This window comes from Variovorax sp. 10L421 (assembly GCF_056395365.1).
The window spans coordinates 17,604-32,256 of the sequence record NZ_JBFTJJ010000029.1; the positions used below are offsets into that span (position 1 = coordinate 17,604).

Below are 14,653 nucleotides of genomic sequence, written 5' to 3' on the forward strand. Positions count from 1 at the left end.
CTTATGCAACTAATAATGTTGCATGAAACGAGACAGCAAGCTTTCGGGCGTTCTCCATGTGCTGCTGCACATGGCCGAGATGAACGGCCCCGTCACGTCCGAGGCGCTCGCGGCCGCGATGCACACCAACCCGGTCGTCGTGCGCCGCGTCATGGCCGGCCTGCGGCAGTCGGGCTTCGTCAGTTCGGCCAAGGGCCATGGCGGAGGCTGGGTGCTGTCGTGCTCGCTCGCGGCAGTCACGCTGGGCGACATCCACAACGCCGTCGGCGCGCCCGCGCTGCTGGCCATGGGCAACCGCACCGAGAGCCCGGGCTGCATCGTCGAGCAGGCCGTGAACGCGGCGCTCGACGGCGCCTTCCAGGAGGCCGAGGCGCTGCTGCTGAAGCGCTTCGACAGCATCACGCTGGCCGATCTTTCCAGGGGCTTCCACCGCCGCATGACAGGCGGTGGCTTCACATTGAAGGACATCGAACATGCGCCATGACGCTCTGGTCGTGGGCGGCAGTTTTGCCGGCCTTTCCGCTGCGATGCAACTGGCTCGCGCGCGCAGGAACGTGTGCGTCGTCGACGCGGGCGCGCCGCGCAACCGCTTCGCCGCCGCGTCGCACGGCTTCTTCGGGCAGGACGGCACGCCGCCGCTGGAGATGATTGCCGGCGCGCGCGACAAGCTGCTCGCCTATCCATCCGTCGAGTTCATCAAGGGCAGCGTGGTGGCCGGGAGCGCGGACGGCGCCGGAGGCTTCACGGTGTCGCTGCACGGCGGGGAAGAGATCTCGACGCACAGGCTGCTGCTGTCGTTCGGCGTGCAGGACGGCCTGCCCGACATCGGGTTGATGGCCGGCGTGTCGATGCACCGGTCGCTGGTATTCGGTACTTGAACGAACTTTTTTCTCGGGCTCGGTAAAAACGGTCTCAATTCACCCTATAATCGAGGGCTCCACGCGGGAGTAGCTCAGTTGGTAGAGCGCAACCTTGCCAAGGTTGAGGTCGAGAGTTCGAGACTCTTCTCCCGCTCCAGATTAAAGAAAAGGCCACCTCATCGGGTGGCCTTTTTCTTTGGTGCTTCTGCTCAACTCCTGGCTGGCAGCACCGTTCCACGGCTCTCCCCGAAACCGATGCGCGCATGCCCCGGCTTCTCGCACCAGCCGCGCAGCAGCACCGCATCGCCGTCTTCAAGAAAACCACGCTGTTCGCCATTGGCCAGCGTCACCGGGCTTTGCGCTGCGCGCGTCAGCTCGATGATTGCGCCTGCCTCGTCCGCGCCGGGCCCCGAGATCGTGCCGCTGCCGAACAGGTCGCCCGGGTTCAGGCTGCAGCCGCCCATCGTGTGGTGCGCCACCATCTGCGCGACGCTCCAATACTGGTGCCTGAAGCTCGTGGACGACAGGCGCGACGGCCCGGCCTTGTCCTTGCGTGCCTTCTCGCTTTCGAGCCAGACCTCCAGGCGGATGTCGAGCGCGCCGCTCTCGCGGTTCGCCGCACTTTCCAGATACGCGAGCGGCTGGGGCTCGTGGGCCGCCCGCGTCCAGGCCTGGCGGTAGGGCGCGAGCGCTTCCATCGTCACGATCCATGGCGAGATCGTGGTCGCGAAGTTCTTCGCCAGGAACGGCCCGAGCGGCGCCATCTCCCAGAATTGGATGTCGCGCGCCGACCAGTCGTTGAGCAGGCAGATGCCGAAGATGTGTTCGTCCGCGCGTTCGAGCGGAATGGGTTCGCCCTGCGGGTTGCCGATGCCGATCCACACGCCGAGTTCCAGCTCGTAGTCGAGCCGCGCGCAGGCCTGGTACGTGGGCGCCTTCGCGCCCGGCGCCATCGCCTGCCCCATCGGCCGGTGAAAGCGCTGGCCGCTCACGCCGATGGTCGACACCCGCCCGTGGTACGCAGTCGGAATCCAGCGGAAGTTGGGCGTCACGTCGCCGTCGGGGTTCATCAGGCGGCTGATGTTCAGCGCATGGTCGATCGATGTGTAGAAGTCGGTGTAGTCGCCGATGCGCGCGGGCACGGTGTATTCGACCTCGGCCTGCGGCACCAGGCATTCGCGCACGGCCTGCACCGAGGCCACGGGCGCGTCGTTCTTCAGCAGGTCGAACAGCACGTGGCGCAACGCCTTCCACGCGGAGCGGCCGAGCGCGAAGAAGTCGTTCAATGCCGGCAATGCGGCGGCGCGCGCCGCGTCGAGCGCCAGGCCGTCGAGCTGATGGCGCGCGACCAGCGCGGCGAGGTCGAGCACCTCGCCGCCGATGGCGATGCCGCCGCGAAACGGCTCGGCGCTGCCCGCGCGGCGGAACACAGCGTGCGGCAGGTTCTGGATCGGAAAGTCGCTGCCCGCGACGTTGGCCGAAGCGACCCAGCTGCGGGCGCCGGCGTCGTGCGTGTGGTTGAGTTCGATCATGTTCACACTGACGCCATCAGCGCGTCATCGAAGATCGCCACCGCGCGCGTCCAGCCCGCCGAGGCGCCGCGGATCTTGTGCGGGAAGCAGCTGATGAAGAAGCCCGTGGGCGGCAGCGCCTCGAGGTTGTGCAGCTTCTCGATGTGGCAATAGCCGATGTCGCGCCCGGCCTTGTGGCCTTCCCAGATCAGCGAGGCGTCGTGCGTCTCGCCGTACTTCTTTGCGGTGTGCACGAAGGGCGCGTCCCAGCTCCATGCGTCGGTGCCCGTGAGGCGCACGCCGCGTTCCAGCAGGTACATCGTCGCCTCGTAGCCCATGCCTGCGCCGGCCGACACGTAGTCCGGATGGCCGTAGCGCGAACCGGCGCGCGTGTTGACCACCACGATCTCCAGCGGGCTCAGCGTGTGGCCGATGCGCTTGAGTTCGGCCTCGACGTCGTCGGCCGTGACCACGTAGCCATCGGCGAAGTGCCGGAAGTCGAGCTTCACGCCCGGCTGGAAGCACCATTCGAGCGGTACGTCATGGATGGCGATGGCGGGCTTCTTCTCACCCAGCGCCTTGTCCATGGTCGAGTGGAAGTGATAGGGCGCATCGAGGTGCGTGCCGTTGTGCGTCGACAGCTGCACCAGTTCCACGGCCCAGCCTTCGCCGTCGGGCAGGTCTTCCTTTTTCAAGCCGGGAAAGAAGGGTTCGATCTGCTCGTAGGTCTGCTCATGCGTGAAGTACTGGATCTTCGGCGCGAAGGCCGGTGGATCGGAGAGCACATCGTTTTCGAGAAAGATCGAGAGATCGACGAATTTGCGTGGCATGAAGAGGCTCCTTGTGGGGTGTTCGTGTTTGGGGAGAGAAGCAATCGGGGAGTCAGGGGCGCTGCCAACGCAGCAGCCGTCGCTCGGCAAGGGCCAGCAGCGCGTTGCTCACGAAGCCGATGAGTCCGAGCAGCACGATGCCGGCGAACAGGTCGCTCGCGCGGAAGGCGCGCGCCGCCAGCAGGATGGCCTGGCCCAGGCCGTTTTGCGAGGCGATCATTTCGCCCACCACCGCGACCACCAGCGCGATGGTCAGCGCGAGCCGCATGCCGGCCAGGATGTCGGGCATGGCGTTGGGCAGGCCCATCTTCCAGGTGTACGCCGCGCGCGACATCTGCAGGCAGCGCGCCACTTCCGAAAGGCGTGGCTCCACGGCCGCGAAGCCGTGCACCGTGGCCAGCAGCACCGGCCACATCGCGCCGAATGCGACCACGAAGAGCACCATGCCGGGGTTCAGCCCGAAGATGGAGATGGCCAGCGGCAGCAGCGCCGAGGCGGGCAGCGGGCGGATGAATTCCAGCGTCGGCTGCACCCACGCACGCACCTGGGGCGATACGCCGATGGCCGCGCCCAGCAGCACGCCGAAAAGCGACGCGAGCAGCCAGCCTTCGACCATGCGGCCGACCGTGGCCTGCGTGAAGGCGAGCAGTTCACCGTTGCCTGAATTGCCCGAAGAGAGATTGAGCCCTTCGAGCAGGCTCGCAAACGTGGCCTGCGGCGTCGGCAAAAACACGCGGCTGACCCAGCCCGCGTTGCTCGCCACCCACCACAGCGCGACCAGTGCGAGCAGCATGCCCACCGACCCCAGCCACCCCAAGCCGAACCGGTCGTTGCGGTGGTTGTTCATGGCTGCACCCCCATGCGGCGTGCGACCCAGGCCTGCAGCCGCACCATGCCCGCGTTGACCGCGAAGCCGACTACGCCGATCCAGCCCAGCCACGCGAGCATCAGCGCGGGGTCGAAGCTCTGCTGCGCGATCATCATCGCGTAGCCCATGCCGTTCGGATTGGCCGCGATCTCCACCGTCACGGCCACCACCAGCGCCACCGCCACGCCCAGCCGCAGCGCGACGAACAGGCGCGGCACGATGGCCGGCAGCACGATCTTGAAGGCCCGCTCGCGCGACGACAGGCCCAGCACGCGGCTCACCTCGAGCAGCCGCGGCTCGACCTGCTGCACCGCCGACTGCACCAATACCAGCAGCGGCCAGAAGGTGGCGAATGCGACGATGGCCAGCTCCATGCGCACGCCGAATCCGAAGCCCAGCATCGCGAGCGGAATCAGCGCGACGGATGGCACGGGCCGAAGTACTTCGATGGAGACAGAGCCGAGCTGCGCCGCGCGGCGCGAGAGCCCGAGCACCAGCCCCAGCGCAATGCCGAGCACGGCGCCCAGCAGCAGGCCGAGTGCCGCCGTGCCGAGCGTGAAGCCCGTGGCCTGCCAGAGCGAGCCGTCCATGGCCGCGCCGACGAAGGCCTTCGCCGCCGCGCTCGGCGGTGCGAGCGCATCGCTGCCCAGCGCGGCCGCGCGCCGCGCGTACCACTCGAACAGAGCCAGGAGCAGCAGCGGCAGTACAAAGGGACGGACCTTGCCAGGAACACCGCGGAACCGGCTTCGCCGGGCCGCAGGTGTTGCCCCCGACGAGGGGGTAGGCGAAGCGACACGAAGTGCGCGAAGACTGGGGGTGTGCCTATTCATGGCCCTGCTCGATGAAGGCGAAGAGTTCGCGCCGCAGGTGCAGGTATTCCGGATGCTCCTTGGTCGTGAGCTGGTCGCGCGGGCGCGGGATCTTCACGTCGATCATCCGCGCGAGGCTCGGCCGCCCCGGCCCGGGGTTGGCCTGCAGCGCGATCACGCGGTCGCCGAGGTAGATGGCTTCTTCGAGGTCGTGCGTGACGAACAGCACCGTGAGCCCGTCGTCGCGCACCAGCCGCGCCAGCTCGTCCTGCAGGCTCTGGCGCGTGAGCGCGTCCAGCGCGCCGAAGGGCTCGTCCATCATCATCAGGTCGGGCTTCTGCGCGAGGCAGCGGGCGATCTGTGCGCGCTGCTGCATGCCGCCCGACAACTGCACCGGAAACTTGTGCGCATGCTTCGCGAGGCCGACCTTGGCGAGCACATCGGCAATGCGCGGCGCGCGTTCCGCTGCCGGCACGCCGGCCGCTTCCAGTGCGAGGCTCACGTTGCCTTCCACCGTGCGCCAGGGCAGCAGCGCGCGGCCGTAGTCCTGGAACACGAAAGCCACTTCGCGCGAGGGCTCGGTCATCTTCGCGCCGTTGCGCCGCACCTCGCCCGCGCTCGCGCTGACGAGCCCGCTGGCCGCGCGCAGCAACGTGGTCTTGCCGCAGCCGCTGGGGCCGACGATGCAGACGAACTCGCCGCGCGCCACGTCGAACGAGGTGGGCGACAGGATCTCGCGTCCGCCGAGGCGGATGGTCACGCCGTCGAAGCACAGGAAGGGGGTGGCTTGCATGGTGGGGACGGTCGGCGAACGAAAGGCGCTCGCCGACAGTGCGGCGCGCGCGGTGACGGGGGCGGGTGCTGCGATCACTTCGCCACCAGCTTCGCCACGTCGATGCTCGTCTTGAGCATTTCCTGCTCCTTCATCAGCCCGGTCCAGTAGGCGAGCTGCTTTTCCGTCACCACGGGGCCGGGCGGCGAGATCTGCACCTTGGCCAGCACCTCGGGCGGGAGCTTGATGTACTTGCCGATGGCCGCGCGCACCTTGGCGTCGTTCCTCGGCTGCTGCATGAAGGCGGCCGATTCGACCAGCGCCTCGCGGAACGCGCGCGCAGCGGCCGGGTTCTTCGCCACCCACTCGCGCTTGGCCGCATGCACGATGGTCTGGTTGTTCTCCGGCAGGAAGGTCGAGTAGTACGAGGCCACGTAGCCCGCACCGCTCTCGGTGATGCGGCTCATGAACGGGTCGGCCGACACCACCGCATCGACCGAGCCGCCGCGCAGCAGGTCGGCGTGCTGCGGGAACGCGGCCTCGACGAAGTTCACCTTGCGGTAGTCCACGCCGCTGTCCTTCAGCCACGCGCGGAAGGTCACGTGCAGGAAGGCGCCGAGGCCCGGCACGCCGATCTTCTTGCCCACGCAGTCCTGCGGCCCCTTGATGCCCGAGCCCGCGCGCGCCACCAGGCCGAAGCCGGTGATCGTCTTCGAGGTGAGGCCGCCGCCGGCCACCAGCACGAGGTCCAGGCCGCCATCCACCGCCTGCAGGAAGACCGAGGGCGTGGGTCCGCCAATCTGCAGCGAGTCGGACTGCAGTGCCGCCGGGATCGTCGAATTCAGCGGAATGAACTTGAGCTCGACGTCGAGGTTGCGCTTCTTGAAGTAGCCCTCTTCGGCCGCCACGAACACCGAGGCGAAGTCGGTCACGGCCGTGTAGCCGAACACGATCTTCGGGTTGGACTGGGCGCGCGAAGGCAGTGCGGCGGCGGCCGATGCTGCGGCAAGCGCCGACAGCAGGGTGCGTCGTTTCATCATGTCTTTTGTCTCCTGGGGGTGGTTCTCGTGCGTGGGGTTCTGGCGGTCTTCGGGCGCGGCAGTGCGGCGCGCAGGCCGCCGACGATGAAGTTCACGAGCATCGGCGCCACGGCCGGGTCGGCGCGCCTGTTCTCGCCGCGCGTGAGGCGTTCGATGCGGCTGTCGTTCAGGTGGTGCAGCAGCGCGCCCAGCGCGAACTGGTAGCCCCAGGCCGCCTGGCTGCGCGTGGCGTGCGGCAGCGCGAGGTGCAGCGCGTCGATGTAGGCCTCGGCCAGCGGGTCGAAGTAGCTGAGCAGCACGCGGTCGGCTTCCTCGGTGGCGTGGTAGAGCTCGCGCGCCACCAGCAGCGCGTAGTACTCGCCCTCGGCGCTCGCGCGCAGCGCCAGCACGGGCGCGGTGAAGGCATCGATGATGCGCGGCAGCGTGCGCGCGTCGTCGGGGTCGACGTTTACCGCTGCCAGTCCCGCGAGCCGCGCCTCGATGGAATGGCTCCAGTGTTCGAAGATCGCGTGAAACAGCTCGTGCTTCTGGCCGTAGTAGTAGCCCACCAGCGCCAGCGGCACGCCGGCCTCTTCGGCGATCTGGCGGATTGTCACCACGTGGTAGCCGTGCTGCGCAAAAAGTTTCTCGGCCGCCAGCAGGATCGCCTGCTTGCGGTCGGGCCGCGCAGTCTCGATGGTGACTGTGGCGGGGGCTGGCGTCGCGGCACGCGAGGTGCTGCGCCTTGCGGTGGGTGTGCGGGTGCTCATCGGGGCGTATTGAACGCTTGTACAAAAACATTGAACACGCGTACAAACCCTGAGGTCAACCCCCATTGAGCACGCTCGTTCGCGGCGCTACGCTCGTGCCATGCCCGCCCCCAACATCCCCCAGATCCGCCTCTATCAAGACTGGCTGCGCGAGACGCGCGGCCTTCGCTTCGACAGCTACGACGCCCTGTGGCGCTGGTCCGTCACCGAGCTCGACGCCTTCTGGCAGAGCATCTGGGATTACGCCCGCATCGAGTCGCCCACTCCGCACACGGCCGTGCTCGCCGAGCCGCGCATGCCCGGCGCGCGCTGGTTCCCCGGCGCGCAGGTCAACTACGCCCGCGAGGTGCTGCGCCATGTCGACGCGGCGCACGCGGCCGGCATGCCCGCCATCGTGAGCGACAACGAGCGCGGCGAAGTGCGCGAGATGTCGTGGCCGGAGATGCGGCGCCAGGTCGCGTCGGTCGCGCTCATGCTCAAGTCGCTCGGCGTGCGGCGCGGCGACCGCGTTGCGGCCTACATGCCCAACGTGCCCGAGACCATGGTCGCGTTCCTCGCATGCTCCAGCATCGGCGCGATCTGGAGCGTGTGCGCGCCCGACATGGGCACGGCCGCCGTGGCCGACCGCTTTCGCCAGATCGAACCCAAGGTGCTGATCGCCGTCGACGGCGTGCACTATGGCGGCAAGCCGCTCGACCGCAGCGCCGTGCTGCAGGAGCTGCGCGGCCAGCTGCCGAGTGTGCAGAAGCTGCTGCTCGTGAAGTCGCCGTATGCCGCCAGCGCCGTGCCGCACGACGTCGAATGGACACAGGCCATCGCGCGCAACGATGCCGAGGTCGCCGCCTTCGAGCCCGAATGGCTGCCCTTCGACCATCCGATCTGGATCGTCTATTCGAGCGGCACCACAGGCCTGCCCAAGCCCATCGTGCACGGGCAGGGCGGCATCATCCTCACCATGCATGCCTGCGGCCTGCACAACGACGTGGGCGCGAGCTACGGCGCCAACAACTTCGGCGAGCGCTACCACTGGTACAGCTCCACGGGCTGGGTCATGTGGAACTCGCAGCTCTCGGGCATGGCCTTCGGCGCCACCATCTGCATCTATGACGGCAACCCGGCTGGCAGCAAGGAGAAGCCCGACTGGGGCGTGCTGTGGCGCTTCGTCGCGAAGCACCGCGTCACCTTCTTCGGCGCGGGTGCGGCCTATTTCACCAACTGCATGAAGTCGGGCCTCGTCGCGAAGGAATGCGGCGATCTCTCGCGCGTGCGGGCGCTCGGCAGCACCGGCTCGCCGCTGCCCGAGGAGGTACAGCGCTGGGGCTCGCAGCAGATCCTCGACGCGGGCTCGAAGGAGGTGTGGTGGTGCAACATCTCCGGCGGCACCGATTTCTGCGGCGCTTTTGTCGGCGGCAACCGCGACCTGCCCGAAGTGCCGGGCCAGATGCAGTGCCGCGAGCTGGGCCATTCGGTCGAGGCCTGGAACGAGAACGGCCAGCCCGTCGTCGGCGAGGTCGGCGAGCTGGTGTGCACCAAGCCGATTCCGTCGATGCCGCTCTACTTCTGGGGCGACGAGGGCAACGCGCGCTACCTGTCGAGCTACTTCGACACCTATCCCGGCGTATGGCGCCACGGCGACTGGATCAAGATCGGCACCGACGGCGGCTGCATCATCTACGGCCGCAGCGACGCCACCATCAATCGCCAGGGCCTGCGCATGGGCACGAGCGAGATCTACAGCGCGGTCGAGGGCCTGCCCGAGGTGCTCGACTCGATGGTGGTCGATCTCGAATACCTGGGCCGCGACAGCTACATGCCGCTGTTCGTGGTGCTGCGCCCCGGCGTGGCGCTCGACGAGGCCATGCGCGCGAAGATCAACAACGCCATCAAGACTTCGCTGTCGCCTCGCTTCGCGCCCAACGACATCTTCCAGGTGGCCGAGATCCCGCGCACGCTCTCGGGCAAGAAACAGGAGCTGCCGATCAAGAAGCTGCTGCTGGGCCAGCCGATCGAGAAGGTGGTCAACCGCGAGGCGATGGCCAACCCCGGCAGCCTCGACTGGTTCGTGGCCTTTGCCGCGCAGCGTGCCTCCGCATGATGGGCGCGTGAGCTTCGCGCCCACGAGCAAGCTCAGGCCGTGAGCTCATAGAGCACCATGCGCGTCTGCCGGCCGCGCAGCTCCACCAATTCCTCGATGCGGCGTGCATGAAGCCGGCCGCCGAGCCCCGCGAAGGTGGCCTCGGAAATCAGCGTCTGCGTTCCGAGCTGTTTGTTGATGCCTTCGATGCGGCTCGCCACGTTGATCGCGTCGCCGAACGCGGTGTAGGACAGCCGGTCGTTCGAGCCGAGCACCCCCGCGATCACCATGCCGGTGTGGATGCCGATGCGGGTGCGGAACCTCGGCAGCCCCTGCTCGTGCCACTTGCGGTTGAGTTCGTCCATCTCCACGTGCAGCTCCAGCGCGGCCACGCAGGCCTGGTATTCCGCGTCCTTCAGGTCGGAGGGCGCGCCCCACAGCACCATGATGCCGTCGCCGATGAACTTGTCGACCACGCCGCCGTGCCGCGCGAACACGCCCGCCGCCAGGTTGAAGTACTCCGTCAGCATGCCCACCAGCACGTCGGTGTCCAGCGATTCCGAGATCGAGGTGAAGCCCTCCACGTCGGTGAACATCACGGTCACGCGGCGCGACGAACCGGAGGGCGCGAGCGCATGGCCCTCGTCGATCAGCTGGTTGATCACGTCCACCGGCACGAACTTGCTGAAGGCCTTCAGGCTGCGCGCCGAGTCGTCCAGCGCCTGGTCCAGGTGCTGGATCTCGAGCACGCGGCTCGGTTCGCGCGGCAGGTTGTCGAGTTCCAGCAGGCCGATGCTGCGCGCGATGTGCGAGAGGTTCTCCACCGGCGAGGTCACCAGCTTCGACAGCTTCAGCGAGATGAACAGCGCGATGGCCAGGAAGGCCAGCGCCAGCAACAGGCCCCACAGCACCGCGCGGTTCAGTTCGCCCAGCAGCATGTCTTCGGGCACCCAGCTCACGAGCTGCCATCCGGTGCTGGGAATGCGCGAGGCCTGCACCAGGTAGCGGCGACCTTCGTAGGTAAAGGAGAACTTCTTGTTCGAGCCACTGTCCGCCGTGCCGCCGATCACCGTGTTCGCGTACAAGGCGCCGAGCACGCCGGCCGGCGGCTCCAGCTGATGCAGCACGCCCGGCATGTCGCTGCGCGCGAGCACCCGGGCGTCGGCGCTCAGCAGGGCGCTGTCGCCGTAGCCGTCGCTGCTGAACTGGCGCACGAATTCCGACAGCCGCCCCAGCGACACATCGCCCGCCACCACCATGGCCTGCGCCGCGCTGTCCGCGTAGCTGCGCTGGCTCGGCAGCGCGTAGGTCACGCCCAGCTCCTGCGCGGCGGCGAATACGTACGGCTGCGTCCAGACCGGCCCCTGTGCCTTGTGGGCCTGCACATACCAGCCGCGTTGCGTCGGGTCGTAGCTGCTGCGGAAGGCCGCGAGGCGCTGCGTGGCGAAGCGCTGCTGCACGTCGGCCTCGGCGTCCAGGGGCAGCATGTACTGCCACGTCTCGGTGGTGAATCCCGCGCCGCGCTCGATATGGCGCATGGCCGGCACAGGGTAGCGCAGTGCCATCAGCATCTGGCCCTTCTCGTTGCTGACGTAGATGCTGTCGAGCTCGGGCGACTGCTGCAGCAGCGTCCAGAGCAGCTCGGCTGTTCTTTCGGCGTGTTCGCCCGCTGGGCGCAGGCTGGGGGCTGTGCCCACAGCGTTGACGACCGACTCGGCCTTCTGCAGGAAGGCCAGCACCTTGTCTTCGGTGCGGTGGTGGTTGGCCTTGTGCGCGGACACGCCGATGCGCGACACCAGCCGCTGCGACCCCCAGTAGCCCAGCGAGACCAGCAACAGCGACTGTGTCAGCGCCACGGCACTGACGATGGTGCCCACGTCCACCCTGAAGCGGCGTGAACGCCCGGGCGGTGCGGCCGGCGCGGCCGCAGTTTCGATCGACGGCTTTCCCGCCGCTTCCGGATTCCCGGACGACTTCTTGTTCATACAGCTCCCTGACGACCATTCGAGCGCGCCCGCTGCATCGAGGCCGCGGGCCGCTTCCGGCGGGCTCACGGCCCCGATCATTGGTGTCGGGGATCCTGGTGGGCGCCGGAGGCAGGCGTGATTTTCGCTCGACTTCGCCCTTCGGGCGCGGCGGCCCGGGCCTGCCGGGACCGGCCGCGGCAGCGGCTCGTCAGCGGGCGTCGTGAAAGATGATGCCCAGCGTATGCCGCCGCCCCGAGCGCACGCGGCTCACGCCGTGGCGCATCGTCACGCGGTAGCTGCCGCGCGTGCCCGCCACCGGCCGCTGATTGACCGCGAAGATCACCGCCTCGCCCTGCGCGAGTGACACCACCTCGGCGCGCGACTGCATGCGCGGGCGCCGTTCGGTCAGCACGAACTCGCCGCCGGTGAAGTCTTCGCCGGGCCGGTTCAGCAGCACGGTGAGCTGCAACGGGAACTGCAGGTCGCCGTACAGGTCCTGGTGCAGGCAGTTGTAGTCGCCCTCGTCGTAGCGCAGCAGCAGCGGGGTGGGGCGCAGCTGGCCCGCCGCGTGGCAGCGCGCGAGGTAGGCCGCGTGGTCCGGCGGGTAGTCGGCCGGAAGGCCCATTGCCGCGGCCCATGCATTGGCCAGCGGCGCGAGGCGTTCGTACAGCGCGCCGCGCCATGCCGCGAGCTTTGGCGGCAGCGGGTTGGCGAAGTACTGGTACTCGCCCTGGCCGAAGCCGTGGCGCTGCATGACGACGCGGCTGCGGAAGTGGCGGGGCTGGTCGTACATGGCCACGAGGGCGGCGCATTCCTTCGGAGTGAAGAGCGCGGCGCCGGTGGTGGCGCAGCCGCGGGTGGCAAGGTCGTCTTCGATGCGGGGCCAGTCGAGGGCGTCGACCTGGGAGGCTGGGGCTGTCATGCGCGCAGTGTCTCGCCTGCGGGCCTGCGAGGCTCGCCGTTTCCGGACGCGGGTATGCGGCGGTGCGGGCTTTGGCGCAGCAGGTGGCAGGCGGCTTCCGTTTTGAGCGATCATCCGGCCATGGCAAGAGCAAAAACCATCGCACGCGAAGGCTCGGCAGGGCAAATGGTCCAGGGCCGATCGGTTGCGACCCTGGGGCGCGGCATGGCGCTGGTCAAGGTCGGCAAGGCTCCGCGCGCCGTGGTCCGCCCCGAGGACAACACGACGGAACTGTTGAAGAAGGCGGCCCGCGCACTCGACAAGCCCGGCATCGACAGGTCGGTCGTCTTCCGCGGACCCAACGCGGCCCGGATATTCGCCTACTCCGCCTACCCGCAGGACCCGACCCAGGTCGTTCGCGAAGCAGCCGACGGCACCAAGGTCATTGGCCGCCTGGTCGACGGCAGGTTCCGCGCGAGCAAGGCGTGAGCCGCCGCCCACCGAAGCTCGGGAAGCTCCTCGAGCAGACGCGCGGCCCGCGTCCGGTGGCCTTCGTCCTGGCGGGCCACAACGGCTCCGGAAAATCCACGCTCTGGTATTCGCGCCTGGCGGCATCGCTGCAGATGCCGCTGATCAACGCCGACCGGATGATGATGTCCATCCTGCCGGACGCCGACCCCGCCACCGGGCACATCCCCGCCTGGGCCCAGCGCCTGCGCGACGACGACGAGAAATGGCAGGTCCTGTCGCAGGAAGGCGTGCGCGCCTTCAAGAGCCTGGTGATGGACCAGCGCATGCCGTTTGCGTTCGAGACGGTGTTCTCCCACTGGAAGCCGCTGCCCGGCGGCGGCCATGCGTCGAAGGCGGACGACATCCGCGCGATGCAGGAGGCGGGGTATTTCGTCGTGCTGCTTTTCGTCGGCCTGGTCTCGGTGGACATGTCCATCTTCCGCGTGAGCACCCGCAAGCAGCAGGGCGGCCACGACGTGGACCGCGGGAAGCTGGTCGAGCGCTTTCCCCGCACGCAGGCAGCGGTCGGCCATGCGGCACAGATCGCGAACATGACGCTGATGTTCGACAACAGCCGTTCCGGGAAGAGCGCTTTCGCACTGGTGCGGGCGCAGGCGAAAAAGTCGGTCCTGTTCGATGCGCGCGATCCCAAGTTCGACATGGACCCTGAACTGCGGGCCGTCTGCGATCCGTGGCTCGAGAAGGTCGCCGGCCCCTTCAAGCCGTCTCGCGCCCGGGCTCCTGCCGTGCCTGCGCCAGCAGCCAGTCGCTGAAGAACTTCAGCAGCGGCCGCTGGTCGGCGCGCTCCGGCGTCACGAGGTAGTAGTTGCGCTCGCCCGACAGCGGCCGCGCGCAGGCCACCACCAGTTCGCCGCGCGCCAGTTCGTCGGCCACCAGCATCGTCGGCATCAGCGCCACGCCGAGCCCGTGCGACGCGGCCGCGGCCAATATCGAGAACAGCTCGTAGCGCGGGCCGCCGCGCGCATTGGGCGCGTCGATCTGCTGCGCATCGAACCACTGGCGCCAGCCGTCGGGCCGGGTGCTCTGCTGCAGCAGCGGCATCTTCGCGATGGCTGCCGGCGCCACGGCCTTGCCGCGCGGCAGCAGGGAAGGGCTGCACACCGGCACCACGTCTTCATGCATCAGCAGCAGCGCGTGCGTGCCGGCCCAGTTCTCGACCTGTGCGGGCGTGCCGGCATACAGCGCCGCGTCGAACTCCGCATCGGCGAACAGGAAGGGGCGGGTGCGCGTCTCGATGTGCACCACCACGTCGGGCTGCAGTGCCGCAAAGCCCTTCAGGCGCGGCATCAGCCAGCGCGTCGCAAACGTGGGCACGGCCGCCAGCGACAGCGAGCCGCCTTCGCCCTGGTGCGCCATGGCGTCGAGCGTGTCGCGCTCCATCGCCTCGAGCCGCTTGGTGATCTGCCGCGCATAGGCCGCACCGCTCGCCGTGAGCGCCACGCCGTGCCGCGTGCGGCGAAACAGCGCCACGCCCAGGAAGGCCTCGAGCGTGCCGATCTGGCGCGACACCGCGCTCTGGGTGAGGGCAAGTTCCTGCGCGGCGCGCGTGTAGCTCTCGTGGCGCGCCGCGGCGTCGAAGCACACGAGGGTTTGCAGGGGTGGGATCTTGCGGCGCATGTATGCCGGGAGTGTATGACTGGAATCAGGACCTCTTCAATGAAGGTGCCTCACCAACATCTTGCAAGACATTCTTTCACCGCATATCTGGGTGCGGATTCCTCGTTTGCGTCATGGTCCCTGC

Annotated in this window: 15 protein-coding genes and 1 tRNA gene; 6 read left to right on the top strand and 10 right to left on the bottom strand. The window is 68.4% G+C overall.

The features are described from left to right. Window positions 1-22 precede the first annotated feature (22 nt). From AC1DFC_RS25820 to AC1DFC_RS25830, 3 genes are all read left to right on the top strand, one after another. Window positions 23-484 carry an RrF2 family transcriptional regulator gene (locus tag AC1DFC_RS25820; protein WP_478180243.1) on the top strand — a complete coding sequence of 154 codons (462 nt, stop codon included), beginning with the start codon at window positions 23-25 and terminating at the stop codon, window positions 482-484. Beyond that, entirely contained in the window at window positions 474-878 is a 405-nt protein-coding gene (locus tag AC1DFC_RS25825) for an FAD-binding protein (protein ID WP_478180244.1), read from the top strand. The genes AC1DFC_RS25820 and AC1DFC_RS25825 overlap by 11 nt, the downstream gene beginning before the upstream one ends. 63 nt (window positions 879-941) lie before the next feature. After that, window positions 942-1,017 (top strand) — tRNA-Gly (locus AC1DFC_RS25830). Window positions 1,018-1,069: 52 nt separating this feature from the next. Here the strand turns inward: AC1DFC_RS25830 and fahA are convergent. The 7 genes from fahA to AC1DFC_RS25865 are packed head-to-tail and all read right to left on the bottom strand — an operon-like array spanning window position 1,070 to window position 7,439. Next, on the bottom strand, window positions 1,070-2,392 hold the full coding sequence (gene fahA, locus AC1DFC_RS25835) for a fumarylacetoacetase (RefSeq protein ID WP_478180245.1): 1,323 nt from the start codon (window positions 2,390-2,392) through the stop codon (window positions 1,070-1,072). Between the two features lie 2 nt (window positions 2,393-2,394). Beyond that, entirely contained in the window at window positions 2,395-3,201 is an 807-nt protein-coding gene (locus AC1DFC_RS25840) for a cyclase family protein (RefSeq protein ID WP_007832619.1), read from the bottom strand. Between the two features lie 52 nt (window positions 3,202-3,253). Next, window positions 3,254-4,048, bottom strand: coding sequence for an ABC transporter permease (locus AC1DFC_RS25845; RefSeq protein ID WP_478180246.1), 795 nt, complete (start codon window positions 4,046-4,048; stop codon window positions 3,254-3,256). Then, complete coding sequence (locus tag AC1DFC_RS25850; RefSeq protein WP_413335255.1) at window positions 4,045-4,899, bottom strand: ABC transporter permease; 855 nt, start codon at window positions 4,897-4,899, stop codon at window positions 4,045-4,047. The genes AC1DFC_RS25845 and AC1DFC_RS25850 overlap by 4 nt, the downstream gene beginning before the upstream one ends. After that, window positions 4,892-5,749, bottom strand: a complete 858-nt coding sequence (locus AC1DFC_RS25855) for an ABC transporter ATP-binding protein (protein WP_413315019.1) — start codon at window positions 5,747-5,749, stop codon at window positions 4,892-4,894. The genes AC1DFC_RS25850 and AC1DFC_RS25855 overlap by 8 nt, the downstream gene beginning before the upstream one ends. After that, window positions 5,746-6,690, bottom strand: a complete 945-nt coding sequence (locus AC1DFC_RS25860) for an ABC transporter substrate-binding protein (protein WP_413315020.1) — start codon at window positions 6,688-6,690, stop codon at window positions 5,746-5,748. The genes AC1DFC_RS25855 and AC1DFC_RS25860 overlap by 4 nt, the downstream gene beginning before the upstream one ends. Beyond that, the gene (locus AC1DFC_RS25865; protein ID WP_478180247.1) at window positions 6,687-7,439 is read right to left on the bottom strand and encodes a TetR/AcrR family transcriptional regulator; all 753 of its coding nucleotides are present in this window, start codon (window positions 7,437-7,439) and stop codon (window positions 6,687-6,689) included. Before AC1DFC_RS25865 ends, AC1DFC_RS25860 begins: the two co-directional genes overlap by 4 nt. 100 nt (window positions 7,440-7,539) lie before the next feature. Here AC1DFC_RS25865 and AC1DFC_RS25870 point away from each other — a divergent pair, with 100 nt between their 5' ends. Beyond that, on the top strand, window positions 7,540-9,534 hold the full coding sequence (locus AC1DFC_RS25870) for an acetoacetate--CoA ligase (protein ID WP_413315021.1): 1,995 nt from the start codon (window positions 7,540-7,542) through the stop codon (window positions 9,532-9,534). A gap of 32 nt (window positions 9,535-9,566) precedes the next feature. Here the strand turns inward: AC1DFC_RS25870 and AC1DFC_RS25875 are convergent, their stop codons facing one another. Both AC1DFC_RS25875 and AC1DFC_RS25880 read right to left on the bottom strand, forming a co-directional pair. After that, entirely contained in the window at window positions 9,567-11,498 is a 1,932-nt protein-coding gene (locus tag AC1DFC_RS25875) for an adenylate/guanylate cyclase domain-containing protein (protein ID WP_478180258.1), read from the bottom strand. 190 nt (window positions 11,499-11,688) lie between these two features. Beyond that, window positions 11,689-12,402, bottom strand: a complete 714-nt coding sequence (locus AC1DFC_RS25880; RefSeq protein ID WP_478180248.1) for a 2OG-Fe(II) oxygenase — start codon at window positions 12,400-12,402, stop codon at window positions 11,689-11,691. Between the two features lie 120 nt (window positions 12,403-12,522). Here AC1DFC_RS25880 and AC1DFC_RS25885 point away from each other — a divergent pair, with 120 nt between their 5' ends. After that, window positions 12,523-12,870, top strand: a complete 348-nt coding sequence (locus AC1DFC_RS25885; protein ID WP_478180249.1) for a hypothetical protein — start codon at window positions 12,523-12,525, stop codon at window positions 12,868-12,870. Further along, window positions 12,867-13,664 carry a zeta toxin family protein gene (locus AC1DFC_RS25890; RefSeq protein ID WP_007832599.1) on the top strand — a complete coding sequence of 266 codons (798 nt, stop codon included), beginning with the start codon at window positions 12,867-12,869 and terminating at the stop codon, window positions 13,662-13,664. The genes AC1DFC_RS25885 and AC1DFC_RS25890 overlap by 4 nt, the downstream gene beginning before the upstream one ends. Here the strand turns inward: AC1DFC_RS25890 and AC1DFC_RS25895 are convergent. Beyond that, window positions 13,609-14,529 (bottom strand): LysR substrate-binding domain-containing protein, encoded by a 921-nt coding sequence (locus AC1DFC_RS25895; protein WP_007832597.1) that lies wholly within the window; start codon window positions 14,527-14,529, stop codon window positions 13,609-13,611. The two genes, AC1DFC_RS25890 and AC1DFC_RS25895, sit on opposite strands and share 56 nt — an antisense overlap. Window positions 14,530-14,653 lie beyond the last annotated feature (124 nt).

Coding starts and splice junctions, on each gene's coding strand:
- AC1DFC_RS25875 (WP_478180258.1), bottom strand. CDS start 11,498: ATGAACAAGAAGTCGTCCGGGAATCCGGAAGCGGCGGGAAAGCCGTCG.
- AC1DFC_RS25885 (WP_478180249.1), top strand. CDS start 12,523: ATGGCAAGAGCAAAAACCATCGCACGCGAAGGCTCGGCAGGGCAAATG.
- AC1DFC_RS25820 (WP_478180243.1), top strand. CDS start 23: ATGAAACGAGACAGCAAGCTTTCGGGCGTTCTCCATGTGCTGCTGCAC.
- AC1DFC_RS25895 (WP_007832597.1), bottom strand. CDS start 14,529: ATGCGCCGCAAGATCCCACCCCTGCAAACCCTCGTGTGCTTCGACGCC.
- AC1DFC_RS25825 (WP_478180244.1), top strand. CDS start 474: ATGCGCCATGACGCTCTGGTCGTGGGCGGCAGTTTTGCCGGCCTTTCC.
- AC1DFC_RS25850 (WP_413335255.1), bottom strand. CDS start 4,899: ATGAATAGGCACACCCCCAGTCTTCGCGCACTTCGTGTCGCTTCGCCT.
- AC1DFC_RS25860 (WP_413315020.1), bottom strand. CDS start 6,690: ATGATGAAACGACGCACCCTGCTGTCGGCGCTTGCCGCAGCATCGGCC.
- AC1DFC_RS25870 (WP_413315021.1), top strand. CDS start 7,540: ATGCCCGCCCCCAACATCCCCCAGATCCGCCTCTATCAAGACTGGCTG.
- fahA (WP_478180245.1), bottom strand. CDS start 2,392: ATGATCGAACTCAACCACACGCACGACGCCGGCGCCCGCAGCTGGGTC.
- AC1DFC_RS25845 (WP_478180246.1), bottom strand. CDS start 4,048: ATGAACAACCACCGCAACGACCGGTTCGGCTTGGGGTGGCTGGGGTCG.
- AC1DFC_RS25880 (WP_478180248.1), bottom strand. CDS start 12,402: ATGACAGCCCCAGCCTCCCAGGTCGACGCCCTCGACTGGCCCCGCATC.
- AC1DFC_RS25840 (WP_007832619.1), bottom strand. CDS start 3,201: ATGCCACGCAAATTCGTCGATCTCTCGATCTTTCTCGAAAACGATGTG.
- AC1DFC_RS25865 (WP_478180247.1), bottom strand. CDS start 7,439: ATGAGCACCCGCACACCCACCGCAAGGCGCAGCACCTCGCGTGCCGCG.